The 18,066-nt window shown below is 72.5% G+C and carries 9 protein-coding genes; 4 read left to right on the forward strand and 5 right to left on the reverse strand.

Going from position 1 to position 18,066, the window contains the following annotated elements; translation table 11 throughout:
- Positions 1-50 precede the first annotated feature (50 nt).
- Positions 51-5,141: a hypothetical protein gene (locus AB0E05_RS21210; RefSeq protein WP_361965653.1), complete on the reverse strand. Its 5,091-nt coding sequence runs from the start codon at positions 5,139-5,141 to the stop codon at positions 51-53.
- Entirely contained in the window at positions 5,138-6,013 is an 876-nt protein-coding gene (locus tag AB0E05_RS21215) for a DUF4132 domain-containing protein (protein WP_361965655.1), read from the reverse strand. The genes AB0E05_RS21210 and AB0E05_RS21215 overlap by 4 nt, the downstream gene beginning before the upstream one ends.
- Before the next feature lie 150 nt (positions 6,014-6,163).
- Between AB0E05_RS21215 and AB0E05_RS21220 the strand changes: the two genes are divergently transcribed.
- The 4 genes from AB0E05_RS21220 (at position 6,164) to AB0E05_RS21235 (ending at position 12,440) form a co-directional block, all read left to right on the forward strand.
- A complete protein-coding gene (locus AB0E05_RS21220) occupies positions 6,164-7,525 on the forward strand; it encodes a deoxyguanosinetriphosphate triphosphohydrolase (protein WP_361965657.1) in 1,362 nt (453 codons plus the stop codon).
- 147 nt (positions 7,526-7,672) lie between these two features.
- Positions 7,673-8,947: an FAD-dependent oxidoreductase gene (locus AB0E05_RS21225; RefSeq protein ID WP_361965659.1), complete on the forward strand. Its 1,275-nt coding sequence runs from the start codon at positions 7,673-7,675 to the stop codon at positions 8,945-8,947.
- 100 nt (positions 8,948-9,047) lie between these two features.
- Complete coding sequence (dnaG, locus tag AB0E05_RS21230; protein ID WP_361965661.1) at positions 9,048-10,976, forward strand: DNA primase; 1,929 nt, start codon at positions 9,048-9,050, stop codon at positions 10,974-10,976.
- 141 nt (positions 10,977-11,117) lie between these two features.
- Complete coding sequence (locus AB0E05_RS21235; RefSeq protein WP_361965663.1) at positions 11,118-12,440, forward strand: sigma-70 family RNA polymerase sigma factor; 1,323 nt, start codon at positions 11,118-11,120, stop codon at positions 12,438-12,440.
- 32 nt (positions 12,441-12,472) lie between these two features.
- On the opposite strand, the gene AB0E05_RS21240 is transcribed toward AB0E05_RS21235, so the two are convergent.
- The 3 genes from AB0E05_RS21240 to AB0E05_RS21250 all read right to left on the reverse strand — a co-directional run bounded on the left by AB0E05_RS21240 (position 12,473) and on the right by AB0E05_RS21250 (position 18,037).
- Complete coding sequence (locus AB0E05_RS21240; RefSeq protein WP_361965665.1) at positions 12,473-14,461, reverse strand: ABC transporter ATP-binding protein; 1,989 nt, start codon at positions 14,459-14,461, stop codon at positions 12,473-12,475.
- A complete protein-coding gene (locus AB0E05_RS21245) occupies positions 14,458-16,191 on the reverse strand; it encodes an ABC transporter ATP-binding protein (RefSeq protein WP_361965667.1) in 1,734 nt (577 codons plus the stop codon). The genes AB0E05_RS21240 and AB0E05_RS21245 overlap by 4 nt, the downstream gene beginning before the upstream one ends.
- A 343-nt stretch (positions 16,192-16,534) precedes the next feature.
- Positions 16,535-18,037 carry an FGGY family carbohydrate kinase gene (locus AB0E05_RS21250; RefSeq protein WP_361965669.1) on the reverse strand — a complete coding sequence of 501 codons (1,503 nt, stop codon included), beginning with the start codon at positions 18,035-18,037 and terminating at the stop codon, positions 16,535-16,537.
- Positions 18,038-18,066 lie beyond the last annotated feature (29 nt).

Consider the following 18,066-nt stretch of genomic DNA (forward strand, 5'->3'; position numbering starts at 1 on the left):
CTCCTGCGACGGGCGCGCCGGTCCCGCCCCGTTCCCGTTCTCGTACCCGCTCATCGCGAACCTCCCCTGGACCTGCGTCCCTTGAACTCCTCGAACCCGGGCGGATCCCCGGCCACCACCCGCTGCCACGCCGCCGCGTACAGCGCCGCCACCGTCACGTCCGGCACCACGAAGCCGTCACTCCGCAACCAGGGCAGCAGCGCCGTCTTCCACGTCTCCACGGGGAGCTTCGGCGCCTTCGCCTCCAGCCAGCCGCCCGGCAGGAAGAGCGAGCGGCCGGCCCGCGCCCGCTTCGCCTCCACCACCAGGTCCGTGGCCGCCAACTCGGCGCGGGCCTTCTTCAACCGGGCCGGCTTCCAGCCGGTCCACTCCGCCTGGTTGCGATCCGTGGGGTCGGGCAGCGCCAACAGCATCAGATACAGGGCCGCTGCGTCCTCCCCGAGCCCCAGCTCCTGCGTGGCGGCCCCCACCAGCTCCGGCGCACCGGTCGCCGGGCACTGGGCCGCCCCCGGCGCGCCGTCGGCCGTCACCAGGGCCTCGAACTCCGGGCTGAGCAGCGCCCGCAGCGCCATCAGATACGGCCGCTCGCCCGCCGTCCCCAGGAGCAACTGCACCGCGGGGTGATCGGTGCCGGGCGCCGCGTCGGCCGCCGCCATCAGGACCGCGGGCCGCACCCACACGTCCTCCCAGCCGGAGTAGTACTGCTTCGGCAGCAGGACCAGCGCATCGGCCAGCTCGACGAACCCCTTCGCCTCCTCGGGCCGCGCCCCGACGCCGTGCGCCTTGCGCAGCAGCTTCGACGTGGCGTTGCCCTCGGAGTCCCAGTCCACGGCGAGGTGGAGCAGCAGCCCGGGGTCGCGGAGCCGCTCCCGCAGCAGCCGCAGGGTGACGGGCAGCACCTCCCGCAGCGGATCGCCGAACGGCAGCCGGTACGCCAGCCAGCGCAGGGTGGTGACGTACGCACCCAGGTCCGCGCCCGTGAGCAGCTTGTTGCGCTCCCCCGCGACGAGGGCCTCGTCCTTGTCGAGCTTCTGCTCGGTGCGGCCGATCAGCTCCGGCTGCACCTCCGGGTTCAACGTGCGGTCCAGCAACGAGGCGGGCCCCAGCTCCGCCACCGCCCGGCCCGTCAGCCACGGGGGCACCGTCCGCTGCTTGCCGCGCGCCGCCACCCACGCCGAGGCCAGCGCCTGCGTGTCCAGTCCGGCACGCCACAGCTCGTCGACCCGCTCCGGCTCCAGCGGCAGCAAGAGGCTCGTGTAGCGCTGCCGCTCGCGCGGGCCCAGCCCGCTCAGGACGCCCCGCGCCGCCTTGGCGTCGGCCGACTTCAGCCCCAGCGGAGCCAGGTGCTCGGCGGACAGCAGTCCGTCGCGGCCCGAGTCGGTGATCCCCGGCAGGCCCAGCGTCAGCAGCGCGCCCACCGCCGGATTCGTCCCCGTCGCCGTGGCGAACTGCTCGATCGGCCCGGTCAGGTACGGCAGCGGCCCCTGCTCGCGGACCGCGGCCACCATCCGGCGCACCGCGTCCGCCCGCAGCGGGTCGTCCGGCGCCCCCAACACGTCGGACTCGACGAGGGCGAAGCCGTCCCACGCCCCGAACCCTCCGACCGGGTCGTATTCGAGGCAGTGCCAGTGCGCCAGGTCGTCCCCCGCGTAGCGGCGGTCCAGGAAGACCAGCCGGCGCGCCCCGTCCTGCTGCACCGTGCCGAGCATCTTGGTGAACGTGCCGGACTTGAGCGCCTTGAGGTGCACCGTCCGCAGCCGCCCGCGCGGATCGACGAGGACGGCGTCCCCGTCCGCCCGCACCTCCAGCACGGCGGCCAACAGCTCCAACAGGCCCGCCCGTTCGTCATCGGCGAGCTGCGGGGCGCCCGCGCGCACGGCAGTGGCGAGGACACCGGCGCCGACGAGCGTCAGCCAGCCCACGTTGGTGTCGAACACCTCCTCGCCGTCGACCTCCCCGGCCCCCAGCGCCCTGCGCACCAGGTCGACCTGGGCCATGGCGGTCACGGTCCGATCGTCGCCGGAGTAGTACCGGTACACGTTGCCGGTGTCGACGAGCCCGTCCAGCGCCCGCTGCAGGAGGCCGTCGAAGGCGTGCTCGGTACGGGACGCCGCGGACGGGGCAGTCGCCTGCTTCAGACGCCCCTGCTCGGCCCGCTCGGCCAGCTCGGTGACGCGTCGGGCGAACTTCGCCGACAGCTCCACGAGGGACGCCACACCGGTCACCAGGCTCGGGTGGCTGACCTGCGGAAGCAGCTCGCGCACGACGTCCTGCGCGGGCGCGCCGCCCACCACCGCCGCGACCAGCTTCCCGGCCTCCGCGTCGGTCACCTCCCGCAGCGCCGCCGACCCGGCCTCGTCCCGCGGACGCAGCGCGTGCCAGTACGCGAGGGGCGGCACGGCCGTGGTGCCAGCGGCGTAGGTGTTGCCCCAGGAGCCCTCGACGACGCTGGACAGCAGCAGCCCCTGCGCGTCGTGGAACTCGATCTCCGTCCGCTGGCCGCGGATCTCCCGCGGGTGCAGCACGGCGCCCGCGGGCAGTCGCATCGGCGGCGTCGGCACGGCTTCCGTGCGGTACGAGAAGCGGGTGTTCGCCTTCTTGACGGTCGCGGAGGCGCGGCTGCCGTCCACGGAGCAGGCGGTGGCCGTGCCGGAGTTCGGCTCGGACCGCACCCACCAGCCGAGGAGCCCGTCCCGGGTGCCGAACGGGGAGCCCTCGAAGCCCGCCGGCACCGGCAGCAGTCGGCAGTGCCGCTCCATCAGCGACCCGCCGGAGCCCAGCGCCGAGTCGAAGAACGACGGCACCGAGACCCGGCCGCGGCGGGCCGTCACCGGGTCGTAGTCCCACCACTCGCCGTCGTGGAGCACCCACAGCGAGACCCCGTCCGAGGCGAGCGCACGCCACTCCTCGGCGAACGACGTGTCACCGGGGGAGACGGGACGGGCGCCGAACGTCCGACTGCCGTCCGCCAGCTCCAACGACGGGTGCTGGTAGGAGACGTAGCGGTTCACCACCACGCCGTCGGGCGTGAACACCTCTGCCGGCCGACCCGACCAGCGGGCCCTGCGGTCGTCGCCGACCCCGCTGACGGTCAGCCACTGACCGCCGATGTAGCGCACGTCGGGGGTGTCCCAGCCGAACTTCTTGGCCGACGGGAGCGAGATCGTCAGCCGGTCCTCCACCTTCTCGGCGCCGACGAGGACGGCCTGCATGCCCAGCCGGACGATCAGCCCGGGCCAGGCGTCCATCATCCGGTACCAGTCGTCGCGGTGTCCGTGGCCGGTGTGCTCGTCCTCGGGGGCGGGGGCGCCCAGCTCCGCGAGGCCCTCCTCCAGGGCCGGCCAGCCCAACTCGTCCCAGACGCCCGCCCGCAGGGTGCGCCCGAGCGCAGCGGCCGGGGAGAACGCACCGATCCGGGACAGGGCCTGCGGCGCGGTCGCCAGCACGGGGGCGTGGGCGAAGGGGACGAGCCGCTTCAGCAGCTCGTCGATGCCCGGCAGGCCGATCGGCACGGACAACTCGTCCGCGCGGTCGTCGAACCACCCCACCAGCACCGTGCGCAGCACGGGATGGTCCGCGATCTGCTGGAGCCGGGCGGTGGAGCTGCGGCCGCGCGTCAGATGCTCCAGACCGGCACGGAGCAACGGGGCGAACCGCGGATCCGCGGCCAGTGCCGCCAGGTCCCGCTTCCCGTCCTCCGGGCCGGTGAGCCAGCTCTCCAGGTCCAGGGAGTCCACGTCGTCACCGGGCGGCGCGACCGGCACGCCGAGGGCCAGACACAGGTCGAGGACGTCGAGGTCGACGCTGGCGCGCCAGCCCGAGCGCACCAGCCGCACCGGGACGCCGTCCGCCACCAGCCGGTCCGCCAACCGCTCCACCAGCACGAGTTCGTCCTCGATGCGGGCCGTCGCCCGCCAGCCCCGCTGCCGGTGCTCGGCCCACGCGGACAGCCACTGCGCCGCCGGAACCGTCCCGTCCAGGAGCAGGTCCACCGCGCCGCACGCCTTCAGCAGCGCCAGCCACGACGCGTCGAACGTCTCCGGGCTGTCACCGCCCGTCTGCGGCAGCAGCGCCAGCAGCCGCCGGCGCACGGCTTCGTCCTCGGCTGCCAGCACCTTCAGCGCCGGCAGCGCCGACCGCCAGAACCCGCCCGCCGCGCGGTTCACCGCGTCGGTGTCGATGATCTCCTTCACCAGGGAGCGCTCCACGGTCAGCGCGTCGTGCCCCGCGGCCTTCGCCAGCCGCCGCAGGTCCTCCAGCATCCCGGCGTACGGTGTGAGCCCGGAGGCACAGCGCTGCGAGCAGACCGTGCGGAACTCCTCGAACGCCCGCTCCGCGGGAAGGCGCTCCGCCAGCCCCTTCGCGTACTCCCGCAGCACTTTGCCGCTCAGCGCGCCCGCCCCGGCGAACTCCAGGAAGACCTCCCGCAGCCGCTCCTCGTCCACCGGCAGGGCGTGTCGCTGCTCGGCGGCGCGCGCCTTGCCGAAGAAGGTGGACGCCGTCTGCTGCGCCTCCGCTGCCAGGAACAGCCGCGCCACCTGCTCGTAGTACGTCGGCAGGAACTGCGGTACCGAACGGTCCAGCCGGCTCCCGATCTCGTCGAAGCCGTCCTTCGCCTGTCCCGGCTTGGTCGGCACGAGGCGGGTCAGCCGCTCCATCTCCTTCACGACCGCCAGGGCGTGGTGCCCGTTCTTCGGGTCGTGGACCAGGGCCCAGGCGGGGAAGCCCAGCGACTGCCGGCGCACCCGGCCCACCGGCTCCGCGCCGGTGCCCTCGAAGCCCAGGTACTCCAGCGCGAGGTCCTCGGCGGGGCCGATCGACTCCGGCACCAGCCGCACCACCGTGCGCCCCTCCAGCGCGGGATGGACGAACGACCGGGCCGTCAGGACGTCGCCGGCACCGCCCTCTCCCGCTCCTGGATCCGCCGACCTGCCGGCACGGGATCTCGCCGCGCCTTGCGGTCCCTTGGCATCCGGTGTGCCAACGGCACCCGCGGCGTCGAGCGGCAGCACCGCACCCGCCGCCAGCAGTGCGCTCTCCACCCGCTCGGCCCGGTCCACTGTTCCGATCCCCGTACCGTCCATGCCGTCCCCCACCGTCGACCCCTGCTTCCCGCCGTCCGTGTCCGCCGCCCCGCTCACCGCAGCGCCTCTTCCTCGTCCTCGACCACACGGCTCGCGTAGATCAGCGCGGCCATCCGGACGCCCTCGGACCAGGCGACCGGCCCGACCTCGGCGAGGGGCACCCGGCTCCCGCCCTCACCGAGCCACGTCAGCCCGCCCGTCATCGCCTCCGCGTCCGGATAGTCCGCCCCGAGCCAGTACGACGCCTCCAGTGGGCGGCCGTCCTCCACCAGCGGGCACACCGCCCGGCCGTCCCGCACCCGGTACCCCAAGGTGGTCGCGCGGGCGGTGGCGTGCCGAAGCTGGTGGAACCGACCGTTCTGATACGTCTCGCAGACGTCGCCGGAGACCGTCTCCGGCCGCCGCCACACCTCGCGGAACAACTGCTCGACCCGCTGCTCCACGCCCAGCTCCACCGCGAACTCCCGCAGGTCCTCCAGGTCGTCGAGGAGGACCGGATGCGGCACCAGCACCGTGGCGCAATCCCATCGCACCGAGTCACCGTCGAGGTCGACGACCCCCAGGCCCCGGGTGCCGTCCGCGTCCCGCAGGAACCCCGCCCGCGTCAGGTCCGCGGACCCGTCGTCCCCCACCGGGGCGACCACCAGGTCCCGCAGGGCCCGCTGCCACCCGGCGTCCGGCCAGACCTGGGAGAGCACCGCGACCGGCACCGGCAACGAGCGCACCAACCAGGCGTCCACCTGCTCGCGGCACTCGCGCTCATGGCGCTGCAACCACTCCGACAACTGGCGCAGCTGCACGACGACGGAGTCGTCCTTCAGCTTCGGCGGCACCTGCTTCAGCTGCCGCCCCGCCGCATTCCTGCACAGCACTTCGCTGCCGTCCAGCGACACGGTGTATCCACCGCTCTGTGTCTCGATCCAGCCCATGGCGAGACCGCCTCCCCGACGCTTTCGGTTTCGATGACGATCACATTAGGAGCAGCCTGTGACAGTCGCTTGAGCCTGTGGATAACTCACGCCCCGAGCACTCGCCGGCCGGACGGGCGGACAGGCATTCGAGCCGGTTACCTTCGGTGCATGGAAGGTACGACCAGCACACCCACCGGCCCCGCAACCCGCGGCCCGCATTCGTACGACAAGAGCACCTATTCGGAGGGGGGTGACCACCACGACGCCTACGACGAAGCGGCCACCGCCCGCTTCGCTCCCGAACCCGACAAGCGCCTCGGCCGCACCGCCTTCCAACGCGACCGCGCCCGCGTGCTGCACTCCGCCGCGCTGCGCCGCCTCGCCGGCAAGACCCAGGTCGTCACCCCCGGCACCCGCAACGAAGCCTGGGACGCCAGCCCCCGCACCCGGCTCACCCACTCCCTCGAATGCGCCCAGGTCGGCCGGGAACTCGGTGCCGCACTCGGCTGCGACCCCGACCTCGTCGAAGCCGCGTGCCTCGCCCACGACCTCGGCCACCCGCCCTTCGGACACAACGGCGAGGTCGCGCTCAACGAGGTCGCCGAAGGCTGCGGTGGCTTCGAGGGCAACGCGCAGTCCCTGCGCCTGCTGACCCGCATCGAGCCCAAGCGCTTCACCCACACGGCCGCCGGCGACCCGGTCAGCGTCGGCCTGAACCTGACCCGCGCCGCCCTCGACGCCGCCACCAAGTACCCCTGGCCGCGCGGCGGCCACCCCACCGACCCGACCTCCGTGAAGTTCGGGGTGTACGAGGACGACCTGCCCGTCTTCGCCTGGGTGCGCGAGGGCGCGCCCGAACACCGCAAGTGCTTCGAGGCCCAGGTCATGGACTGGTCCGACGACGTCGCGTACTCCGTCCACGACTTCGAGGACGGCCTGCACGCCGGCCACATCGACCCCGCGCTCCTGCGCGACGGGGCCGAACGCGCCGAGATCTGGCGGGTCGCCGTCGGCCGCTACGTGTCCGACGACACCGACCCCGAGGAGCTGGCCGCCGCCCTGGACCGCCTTATCGCCCAGGAGTGGTGGCCGCACCAGTACGACGGCTCCGCCGTGGCGCAGGCCCGCCTCAAGGACGCCACCAGCCAGCTCATCGGCCGCTTCTGCCTGGCCGCCGAGGGCGCCACCCGCAGCGCGTACGGCACCGGACGGCTCACCCGCTACGCCGCCGAACTGGTCGTCCCCCGCGCCGCCCGGAACGAGTGCGCGGTGCTCAAGGCCGTCGCACATCGGTACGTGATGCAGCGCGCCGAACAAAAGACGCTCCGGGCCGACCAGAGGATCCTGCTGGCCGAACTGGCGGAGGCGATCACCAGCCGCGCACCGGACAGCCTCGACCCCCAGTTCCGGGCCCTGTTCCTCGCCGCCCCGGACGACCGGGCGCGCGGTCGGGTGATTGTGGATCAGATCGCGTCGCTCACCGACGCCTCCGCCCGCACCCTCCACGCCCAGCTCACGGCGCGCCGCTGAGCCCCTGCGGGGCTCGTGGGCGGGGCCGCTGACGAGACACGCCAGACGCACTCCCCCTTTCGCCATCACGCTGCGTGCGGGACGCTCGCAGAAGGCTGCGCAGCATGGAACGGGACAGGCGCCGCAGAAGCACGAAGGAGGCATCAAGTGGTCGACGGGCATCGCACATTCGTCATCGTCGGCGGTGGTCTCGCCGGGGCCAAGGCCGCCGAGACCCTGCGTGCCGAGGGATTCACCGGACGAGTGATCCTCATCGGCGACGAAGGCGAGCACCCCTACGAACGGCCTCCGCTGTCCAAGGGATACCTCCAGGGCAAGGAGAGCCGCGACAGCGTCTTCGTCCACGAGCCCGGCTGGTACGCCCAGGCCGACGTGGAGCTCCACCTGGGACAGAGCGTCGTCGCCGTCGACCGCGCGGGCAAGTCCGTACGCCTCGGCGACGGCACCGTGCTGCACTACGACAAGCTCCTGCTCGCCACCGGCGCGGAGCCCCGACGCCTGGACGTCCCCGGCACCGGCCTGGCCGGCGTCCACCACCTGCGCCGGCTCGCCCACGCAGAGCGGCTGCGGCAGGTGCTCACCGCGCTTGGCCGCGAGAACGGCCAGCTCGTCGTCGCGGGCGCGGGCTGGATCGGCCTGGAGGTCGCCGCGGCGGCCCGCGGATACGGCGCCGAGGTGACCATCGTCGAGCCCGAGCCCACCGCCCTCCACCAGGTCATCGGCCCCGAGCTGGGCGCGATCTTCACCGAACTCCACCGCGACCACGGAGTCCGCTTCCACTTCGGCGCCCGCCTCGCCGAGATCACCGGCCAGGACGGCATGGTGCTCGCGGTCCGCACCGACGACGGTGAGGAACACCCCGCGCACGCCGTCCTCGCCGCCATCGGCGCCGCTCCGCGCACCGGGCTCGCCGAAGCCGCCGGCCTCGCGCTCGCCGACCGGGCGCACGGCGGCGGCATCGCCGTCGACGCCTCCCTGCGCACCTCCGACCCCGACGTCTACGCAGCGGGTGACGTCGCCTCCGCCCACCACCCCCTCCTCGACACCGAGCTGCGCGTCGAGCACTGGGCGAACGCGCTCAACGGCGGTCCGGCCGCCGCCCGCGCCATGCTCGGCCAGGAGGTGTCGTACGACCGCGTCCCGTACTTCTTCTCCGACCAGTACGACCTCGGGATGGAGTACTCCGGCTGGGCGCCGGCCGGCTCGTACGACCAGGTCGTCCTGCGCGGAGACGCCGGCCGGCGCGAGTTCATCGCGTTCTGGCTGAAGGACCGGCGCGTGCTGGCCGGCATGAACGTGAACGTGTGGGACGTGACGGAACAGATCCAGGCGCTGATCCGCTCCGGGGCGCCGGTGGACCCCGAGGCCCTGAGCGACCCGTCCGTACCCCTGACCGCGCTCGTCGAACAGCCCACGCCCTGACTCCACCCCGCACCCGGGCAGATCCCGCAGCACAGGGTGCCGGGAGCGAGGTTATCCACAGGCCAGCGGGAGGGCCGCCGGGAAACCGTAGACTTCACGCGTGGCAGGCAGGATCAACGATGACGACGTCAAGGCGGTAAGGGACGCGGTCCCGATCGATGCCGTCGTATCCGAGTACCTCCAGCTGCGCAACGCTGGCGGCGGCAATCTGAAGGGGCTCTGCCCCTTCCACGACGAGAAGTCGCCATCCTTCCAGGTCAGCCCCAGCAAGGGACTCTTCCACTGCTTCGGCTGCCAGGAAGGCGGCGACACGATCGCCTTCGTCATGAAGATCGACCACCTCACCTTCTCCGAGACGGTCGAGCGACTGGCGGCCCGCGCGGGCATCACCCTGCGGTACGAGGAGGGCGGATACAACCCGAGCCACCAGCGGGGCGAGCGCATCCGCCTGGTGGAGGCCCACAAGGTCGCGGCGCAGTTCTACGTCGACCAGTTGGAGAACGGCGCCGAGGCGGAGAAGGGCCGCGCCTTCCTCGCCGAGCGCGGTTTCGACCACGCCGCGGCCCAGCACTTCGGCGTCGGCTACAGCCCCCAGGGCTGGGACCACCTCACCCGTTTCCTGCGCGGCAAGGGCTTCAGCGACAAGGAGCTGGTGCTCTCCGGGCTCTCCCAGGACGGCCGCCGCGGCCCGATCGACCGCTTCCGCGGCCGGCTGATGTGGCCCATCCGGGACATCTCCGGCGACGTCGTCGGCTTCGGCGCCCGCAAGCTCTACGACACCGACAACGGCCCCAAGTACCTGAACACCCCCGAGACGGCCATCTACAAGAAGTCCCAGGTCCTCTACGGCATCGACCTGGCCAAGAAGGAGATCGCCAAGTCCAGCCGCGCGGTGGTCGTCGAGGGGTACACCGACGTGATGGCGTGCCACCTCGCCGGCGTGACCACCGCGATCGCCACCTGCGGCACCGCCTTCGGCGGCGACCACATCAAGATCCTCCGCCGTCTCCTGATGGACAACGCCACCGCCGAGGTGATCTTCACCTTCGACGGTGACGCGGCTGGCCAGAAGGCCGCGCTGCGCGCCTTCGAGGACGACCAGAAGTTCGCCGCGGAGACCTCCATCGCGATCACTCCGGGCGGCATGGACCCCTGCGAGCTGCGCCTCGCTGACGGGGACGACGCCGTGCGCGGCCTCGTCGACAGCCGTACGCCGCTGTTCGAGTTCGCCCTCCGCCACGTCGTCCGCCGGCACAACCTGGAGACCCCGGCCGGCCGGGCCGCCGCCCTCGACGAGGCCGCCCCCATCGTCGCCGGCATCAAGAACATCGCGATCCAGCACGAGTCGGCCGTACAGCTCGCGGGCATGGTCGGCATCCTCGACACCCAGTTCGTGGTCAAACGGGTCGCCCAGCTCGCCCGTTGGGCCCGGGACCGCGGTGGCCGCGGCCCGGCTTCCCCCACCCGCCCCGACGGATCCCGGGCGTCGTCCCGCGCCGGGCAGGCCCAGGCCGTCGCCGCACCGCCCGTGCCGGGCGGACCGGCGCTGAATCTGCGCAGCCCCGCCCACCGCACCGAGCGCGAGCTGCTGAAGCTCGCCCTCCAGCACCCCGATCTGGTCTCCCCGACCTTCGACGCCTACGGCGTGGACGAGTTCACCGCCCCGCCGTACGCGGTGGTGCGCCAGACGATCGCCGAAGCCGGCGGCGCCGAGCAGGGCGTGACGGACTCGGCCGGCTATCTGGCCCGGGTCCGCGACGCCGCGTCCGACGACACCGTCCGTGCCCTGGTCACGGAGCTGGCCGTGGAGGCCGTGCACTGCCGCACCGTCGACGAGACGTACGCCGGCGTCCAGCTCGTCCAGGTCCGGCTGCGCGCGGTCGACCGCCGCATCGCCGAGGTCCAGGGCACCCTCGCCCGCCTCGGCCAGCACGCGGACGCCGAGCAGCACGCCGCCGTGCAGAACGAGTTGTGGGTGCTCCAGCAGTACGGCCAGTCCCTGCGGAACCACGGCGCGGCTGCCCTCTGACCGACGGTCCACGGGGCCGCGGCAGCCGCCCGTGGCCGTCGCGGCACGCCATGGAGCGTAACCGCACGGTCACGGATCGGACTCAAAAAACCACCGCACGCCCCTCGTGGTGGGGATGTGCCGTACCCCACACTGGGGTCGGTGCCTGAGTCCTCGGAGCGCGGCCGACCCACCCCCGGTGGGCCAACCATCCCCGCGGATCCGCTCATCGTGTACGGGACGGACAGCGGCCCGGCCGCAGCCGTCCCGCTGCCGCATGCCCTCGAACCGGCAGCGATCACCCTGGAGGTCGCCCCCGTGCAGACCCAGACCCTGACCGAGACGGAGGCCGCTTCGGCGCCGGCGCCCGCGCCGGTGGCGGACGCCATCGCGGCCGTCCCCGCCCAGAGCCCGCCCCCGCAGCACCCCGAGACGATGCCGCAGGCACTCGTCGACGTACTCCCCGACGCACCCGGCCCGCAGGCCGGACCGGAAGCACGAAGCCCCGAGCCCGAAGCGGCGGAGCCGGATCCGGAGCCCGCGCGCGCGGCTCCCCGCGCCGAGAGCAGCGGCCCGTCCTCCGACCTGTTCCGCCAGTACCTGCGTGAGATCGGACGGATCCCGCTGCTCACGGCGGCCGAGGAGGTCGAGCTGGCCCGCCGCGTCGAGGCGGGCCTCTTCGCCGAGGAGAAGCTGAGCAACACCCCCGACATCAACAACTCCCAACTCGCCGTCGACCTCGACCGGCTGGTCGTCATGGGCCGGATGGCCAAGCGCCGGCTGATCGAGGCCAACCTCCGGCTCGTCGTCTCCGTCGCCAAGCGTTACGTGGGCCGCGGCCTGACCATGCTCGACCTCGTCCAGGAGGGCAACCTCGGCCTGATCAGAGCGGTGGAGAAGTTCGACTACGCCCGCGGCTACAAGTTCTCCACGTACGCGACCTGGTGGATCCGCCAGGCCATGTCCCGGGCGCTCGCCGACCAGGCCCGGACCATCCGCGTCCCGGTCCACGTCGTGGAACTGATCAACCGCGTGGTGCGCGTGCAGCGCCGCATGCTCCAGGAGCGCGGCCAGGAACCGACGCCCGACGAGGTCGCCGTCCAGCTCGACCTCTCGCCCGAGCGCGTCAGCGAAGTGCTGCGGCTCGCCCAGGAGCCGGTGTCGCTGCACGCGCCCGTGGGCGAGGAGGACGACGTCGCCCTCGGCGACCTGATAGAGGACGGCGACGCGGCGTCCCCGGTGGAGTCGGCCGCGTTCCTGCTGCTGCGCGAGCACCTGGAAGCGGTGCTCTCCACCCTCGGCGAGCGCGAACGCAAGGTGGTGCAGCTGCGGTACGGGCTGGTCGACGGCCGGCCGCGGACCCTGGAGGAGATAGGCCGGATCTTCGGCGTCACCCGGGAACGGATACGTCAGATCGAGTCCAAGACCCTCAACAAACTCCGCGACCACGCCTTCGCCGACCAGCTCCGCGGCTACTTGGACTGACGGCCCCCGAGGGCCGGGGCCAGACGTCCCGGCTACTCCACCTCCGCCACCGCGTGCGCGAACTGCGCCGAGTACAACCGGGCGTACGCCCCGTTCGCGGTCAGCAGCTCCTCGTGCGTGCCCTGCTCCACGATCGAGCCGTTCTCCATCACCAGGATCACGTCCGCGTCCCTGATGGTGGAGAGCCGGTGCGCGATGACGAAGCTCGTACGGCCGTGGGCCAGCCGCGCCATGGCCTTCTGGATCAGCACCTCCGTACGGGTGTCGACCGAGCTGGTCGCCTCGTCGAGCACCAGGATCACCGGGTCGGACAGGAAGGCGCGCGCGATGGTGATCAGCTGCTTCTCGCCCGCGCTCACCCCCGAGCCGTCGTCGTCGATCACGGTGTCGTAGCCGTTCGGCAGCGTCCGGACGAAGCGGTCCGCGTGCGCCGCCCGCGCGGCCTCCTCGACCTCCTCGCGCGTGACCTCCCGGGACGACCCGTAAGCGATGTTGTCCGCGATCGAGCCGCCGAAGAGCCAGGTGTCCTGGAGGACCATCCCGATCCCCGAGCGCAGCTCGTCCCGCGGCATCTTCGCGATGTCGACGCCGTCGAGGGTGATCCGGCCGCCCGTGACCTCGTAGAACCGCATCAGCAGATTGACCAGGGTGGTCTTGCCCGCGCCCGTGGGGCCGACGATGGCCACGGTGTGCCCCGGCTCCACGCTCAGCGAGAGGTTCTCGATCAGCGGCTTGTCCGGCTCGTAGCGGAAGGCGACCTCCTCCAACGAGACGTGCCCGAGCGGGCGCTTGAAGCCCCCGGCCCCCGGCCCCTCAACCGCCCGGGAAGCCGCGCCCGCCTTCGGGCCCGTGCCCTTCGTGAGGCCCTCCTCCCGCACCGGGTCCGGCTCCTGCTCCTCGGCGTCCAGCAGCTCGAAGACCCGCTCGGCCGACGCGACGCCGGACTGCACCAGGTTCGCCATCGAGGCCACCTGCGTCAGCGGCATCGAGAACTGCCGCGAGTACTGGATGAACGCCTGCACGTCACCGATCGACAGCGACCCGGACGCCACCCGCAGCCCGCCCACCACCGCGACCAGCACGTAGTTCAGGTTGGAGACGAAGAACATCAGCGGCTGCATCACACCGCTGTTGAACTGCGCCTTGAACCCGGCCTCGTACAGCGCGTCGTTCTGCTCGGCGAAGTCCCGGGCCGACTCCTCCTGCCGACCGAAGACCTTCACCAGCGTGTGCCCGGTGTACATCTCCTCGATGTGCCCGTTGAGCCGGCCCGTCGACCGCCACTGCTGCACGAAGTGCGGCTGCGAGCGCTTGCCCACCTTCGCCGCCACGACGATCGACACCGGCACCGTCACCAGCGCGACCAGCGCCAGCAGCGGCGACACCCAGAACATCATCGCCAGCACCCCGATGATGGTGAGCAGCGAGTTGATCAGCTGCCCCATCGTCTGTTGCAGCGTCTGCGCGATGTTGTCGATGTCGTTCGTGACCCGGCTGAGCACCTCGCCGCGCTTGGCCCGGTCGAAGTACGCCAGCGGCAGCCGCTCCAGCTTCGCCTGGACGTCCTCGCGCATCCGGTACACCGCGCGGTTGATCGCCTTGATCGAACATCGGGTGGCGACCAGCGCCAACAGCCCCGAGGCCAGGAACAGCACCAGCGCCAGCAGCAGCGCCTGGCCCACGGCGGTGAAGTCGATGCCCTCGCCGGGGGTGAAGGCCACGCCGGAGAGCATGTCGGCGAGCCCGCCGTCCCCCTCCTGCCGCAGCCCCTCGACGGCCTCCGCCTTGGTGAGGTCCTCCGACATGTCCCGTCCGACGACCCCGGCGAAGATCACGTCGGTGGCGTGCCCGAGGACCAGCGGCCCCACGACCGACAGGCCCACGCTCAGCACCGCCGCCGCCGTCATCATCCACAGCAGCGCCCGGTCCGGCGCCAGCTGCCGCAACAGCCGCTTGCCGGACCCCTTGAAGTCCAGGGACCGCTCGCCGTTGCCGGCCATCATCATGCGCGGCCCGCTCATGCGGCCTCAGCCTCCGTCAGCTGCGAGAGGACGATCTCCCGGTACGTGTCGTTCCCGTGCATCAACTCGTGGTGGCTCCCGACGCCCACGACCCGCCCCTCGTCCAGGACCACGATCCGGTCCGCGTCCCTGATCGTGGCCACGCGCTGGGCCACGATCACCACCGTCGCCTCGGCGGTCTCGCTCGCCAGCGCCGCGCGCAGCGCCGCGTCCGTGGCGTAGTCGAGCGCCGAGAACGAGTCGTCGAAGAGATAGATCTCCGGGCGCTGCACCAGCGTGCGCGCGATGGCGAGCCGCTGCCGCTGGCCGCCGGAGACGTTGGTGCCGCCCTGGGCGATCGGCGCGTCGAGCCCGTGCTCCAGGTCCCGTACGAAATCGGCCGCCTGCGCCACTTCCAGCGCGTGCCACAGTTCCTCGTCGCTCGCGTCCGGTCGGCCGTACCGCAGGTTCGTGGCGACGGTGCCGGAGAAGAGGTACGGCTTCTGGGGCACCAGCCCCACGGTGCGCGCGGTCAGCGCGGTGTCGAGGGAGCGCACGTCCACGCCGCCGACGAGCACCTGGCCGTCGGTGGCGTCGAAGAGCCGCGGCACCAGGCCGAGCAGCGTGGACTTGCCGCTGCCCGTCGAGCCGATGATCGCGGTCGTCTCGCCCGGCTGCGCGGTCAGGGAGACGTCGCGCAGCACGGACTCCTCCGCGCCGGGGTAGCGGAAGTCCACGTTCCGTACCTCCAGGTGGCCGTGGCGCGCCAGCTCGGCGACGGGCCGGGCCGGGGGAGCCACGCTGGACTCGGTGGCCAGCACCTCCTCGATCCGCTCGGCGCAGACCTCGGCGCGCGGCACCATCATGAACATGAAGGTGGCCATCATCACGGCCATCACGATCTGCATCAGATACGCGAGGAAGGCGGTCAGCGCACCGATCTGGATGGCGCCGCTGTCGATCCGCTGGGCGCCGAACCAGACCACGGCGACGGACGACACGTTCACGACCGTCATCACCGTGGGGAACATCAGTGCCATCAGTCGACCCGTGGCCATCGACACGTCCGTCAGCTCGGTGTTCTCCTTGCGGAAGCGCTCCTGCTCATACGCGTCGCGGACGAAGGCGCGGATGACGCGGTTGCCGGTGATCTGCTCCCGCAGCACCCGGTTCACCGTGTCCAGGCGCTCCTGCATGGTGCGGAACAGCGGGCGCATCCGGATCACGATCAAGGTGACCGCGATGCCGAGCACCGGGACGACGGCCAGCAGCACGGCGGAGAGCGTGACGTCCTGCCCGAGGGCCATCGCGATGCCGCCGACGCACATGATGGGTGCGGACACCAGCAGGGTGAACGCCATCAGCACCAGCATCTGCACCTGCTGGACGTCGTTGGTCGTCCGGGTGATCAACGAGGGCGCCCCGAAGCGTCCGACCTCGCGGGCGGAGAAGCTCTGCACCCGGTCGAAGACCCCGGCGCGGATGTCGCGCCCGATCGCGGCGGCGGTGCGGGCTCCGTAGAAGACGGCGCCGATGTTGCACAACACCTGCACAAGGCTGATGCCGATCATCACGGCACCGAGCCGGAGGATGAGGCCCGTGTCGCCCTTGACCACGCCGTCGTCGATGATGTCGGCGTTCAGGTTGGGCAGATAGAGGGTGGCGCTGGTCTGGAGGAGCTGGAGCGCCACCAAGAGGACGATGGGGACTTTGTACGGGCGCACATACGTCCGTAGCAGGCGTATCAGCACGTGCTCGTCTCTCGGAGTCGGCGAGGGCGGGTGCCCCGGAGGTCGTGGGCGGCATCGGACCTCGACCCGACACGATGACCTGCCGGATCAGGTACGGGCGACGCCCCGACCCAGTTTGCTTCACCGTGGCGCGGAACCCCAGGTGAATTCTGCCAAGTCAGGGTCAAGACGGCGCGCTGTGCGGGCGCCCGGGGCGAATGCGCACTCCGACTGCCGGACGTCGTGCTTCCGGATGCCGTTTGACCACCGGGGGCGACGGGCATGGCTCCGTCGCCCCGGCGGTGTGCCGGCTGCGTGCTGCCGTCGTGCTGTTCGAGTGCGGCTCAGCCGGTGGTGGCGTCCTTCACGGAAACAGCCCGAGCAGTCCCGGGTCCCCGCCCGGCAGCCCGTTCCCGTACGAACCCGGCACCGGACCGAACGCCCCCGGGTACAGCTGGTCGCGCGTCGCACCGTACTGCTGGCGCACCGCCTGACCGACCGGCCCGTCCTCGCCCGGCTCCAACACCTCCATCGCCGGCGGCTGCCACAGCGGCGGAGCGGTGGGGGAGAGGGACCCCTGCGAGACCCCGAGCGCCCAGGCGGCCTGCCGGGCCGCGCCGATCGCCGTGTAGTCCGCCGGCTGCGGCACGACGACCTGCGCCCCGAAGATCGCCGGCGCGGCCGACCGCACGGCGGGCAGATCGGCGCTCGCGCCCAGCAGGAAGACCCGGCGCACCGCGACCCCCCGCCCCCGCAGCACGTCCAGCGCGTCCGCGAGGGAGCACAGCATCCCCTCGAACGCGGCGCGCGCCAGGTGCTCCGGCCGCATCGACTCCCGGCGCAGCCCGCTGAGCGTGCCCGCGGTGTGCGGGAGGTGCGGGGTGCGCTCGCCCTCCAGGTACGGCAGGAACACCAGCCCCGAAGCCCCCGGCGTGGACGCCATCGCCAGTTCCGACAGCGCTTCGAGGTCGGCGATCCCCAGCATCTCCGCCGCGCCGCGCAGCACCCGCACCGCGTTGAGCGTGTGCACGACCGGCAGGTGCATGCCGGTGGCGTCGGCGTACGAGGTGATCATCCCGCTCGGGTCGGCCAGCGCCTCGTGGTGCACGGCCATCACGGACCCGGAGGCGCCCAGCGACACCACCGCGTCACCGGGGCCGACGCCCAGCCCGAGGGCCGCGGCCATGGTCTCGCCGGTGCCCGCGGAGATCAGCAGCCCCTCGGGTGTGGTCCCGGCCGATTCGGCGGGGCCGAGCACCTCGGGCAGCGTGCACGGCCGGCCCAGCGCCAGCTCGACGAGGTCGGGCCGGTAGGCGCCGGACGCGGCCGACCAGTAACCGGTCGACGAGGCGCCACCGCGGTCGGTGATGCGCCGCGCGGGCCGTCCCAGCAACTGCCACACCAGCCAGTCGTGCGGCTGGAGAACCCCCGCGACCTGCTGTGCGACCTCCGGCTCGGAACGGGCGAGCCACCGCAGCTTCGCCACGGGCAGCGAGGACTGCGGGACCGAGCCGACCGCCTCGGCCCAGGCGTGCCGCCCGCCGAGGGCGTCGATCAGATCGGCCGCGGCAACCTGCGCCCGCCGGTCGTTGCCGACCAGCGCGGGCCGCACCGGCGCGCCGTGTTCGTCGAGCGGTACGAGCCCGTGCTGCTGCGCGGAGACCCCGATCGCCTGCACGCCGTCCAGCAGCCCGCCCCCGGCGGCTTCGCCGAGCGAGAGCAGCCAGGACTGCGGGTCGACATCGGTGGACTTCGGGTCCACGGGGTGTTGGGCGTACCCCTGCCGTAGTACGGCACCGGAGTCCGCGTCACAGACGATGATCCGAGTGAAGGCGGACGAGCTGTCCAAGCCGGCGACTATCCCCATGGGCATGGATTGTGCCGCACGCCCGGAGC

This window comes from Streptomyces sp. NPDC048057, from assembly GCF_040653095.1.
Lineage (GTDB): Bacteria > Actinomycetota > Actinomycetes > Streptomycetales > Streptomycetaceae > Streptomyces.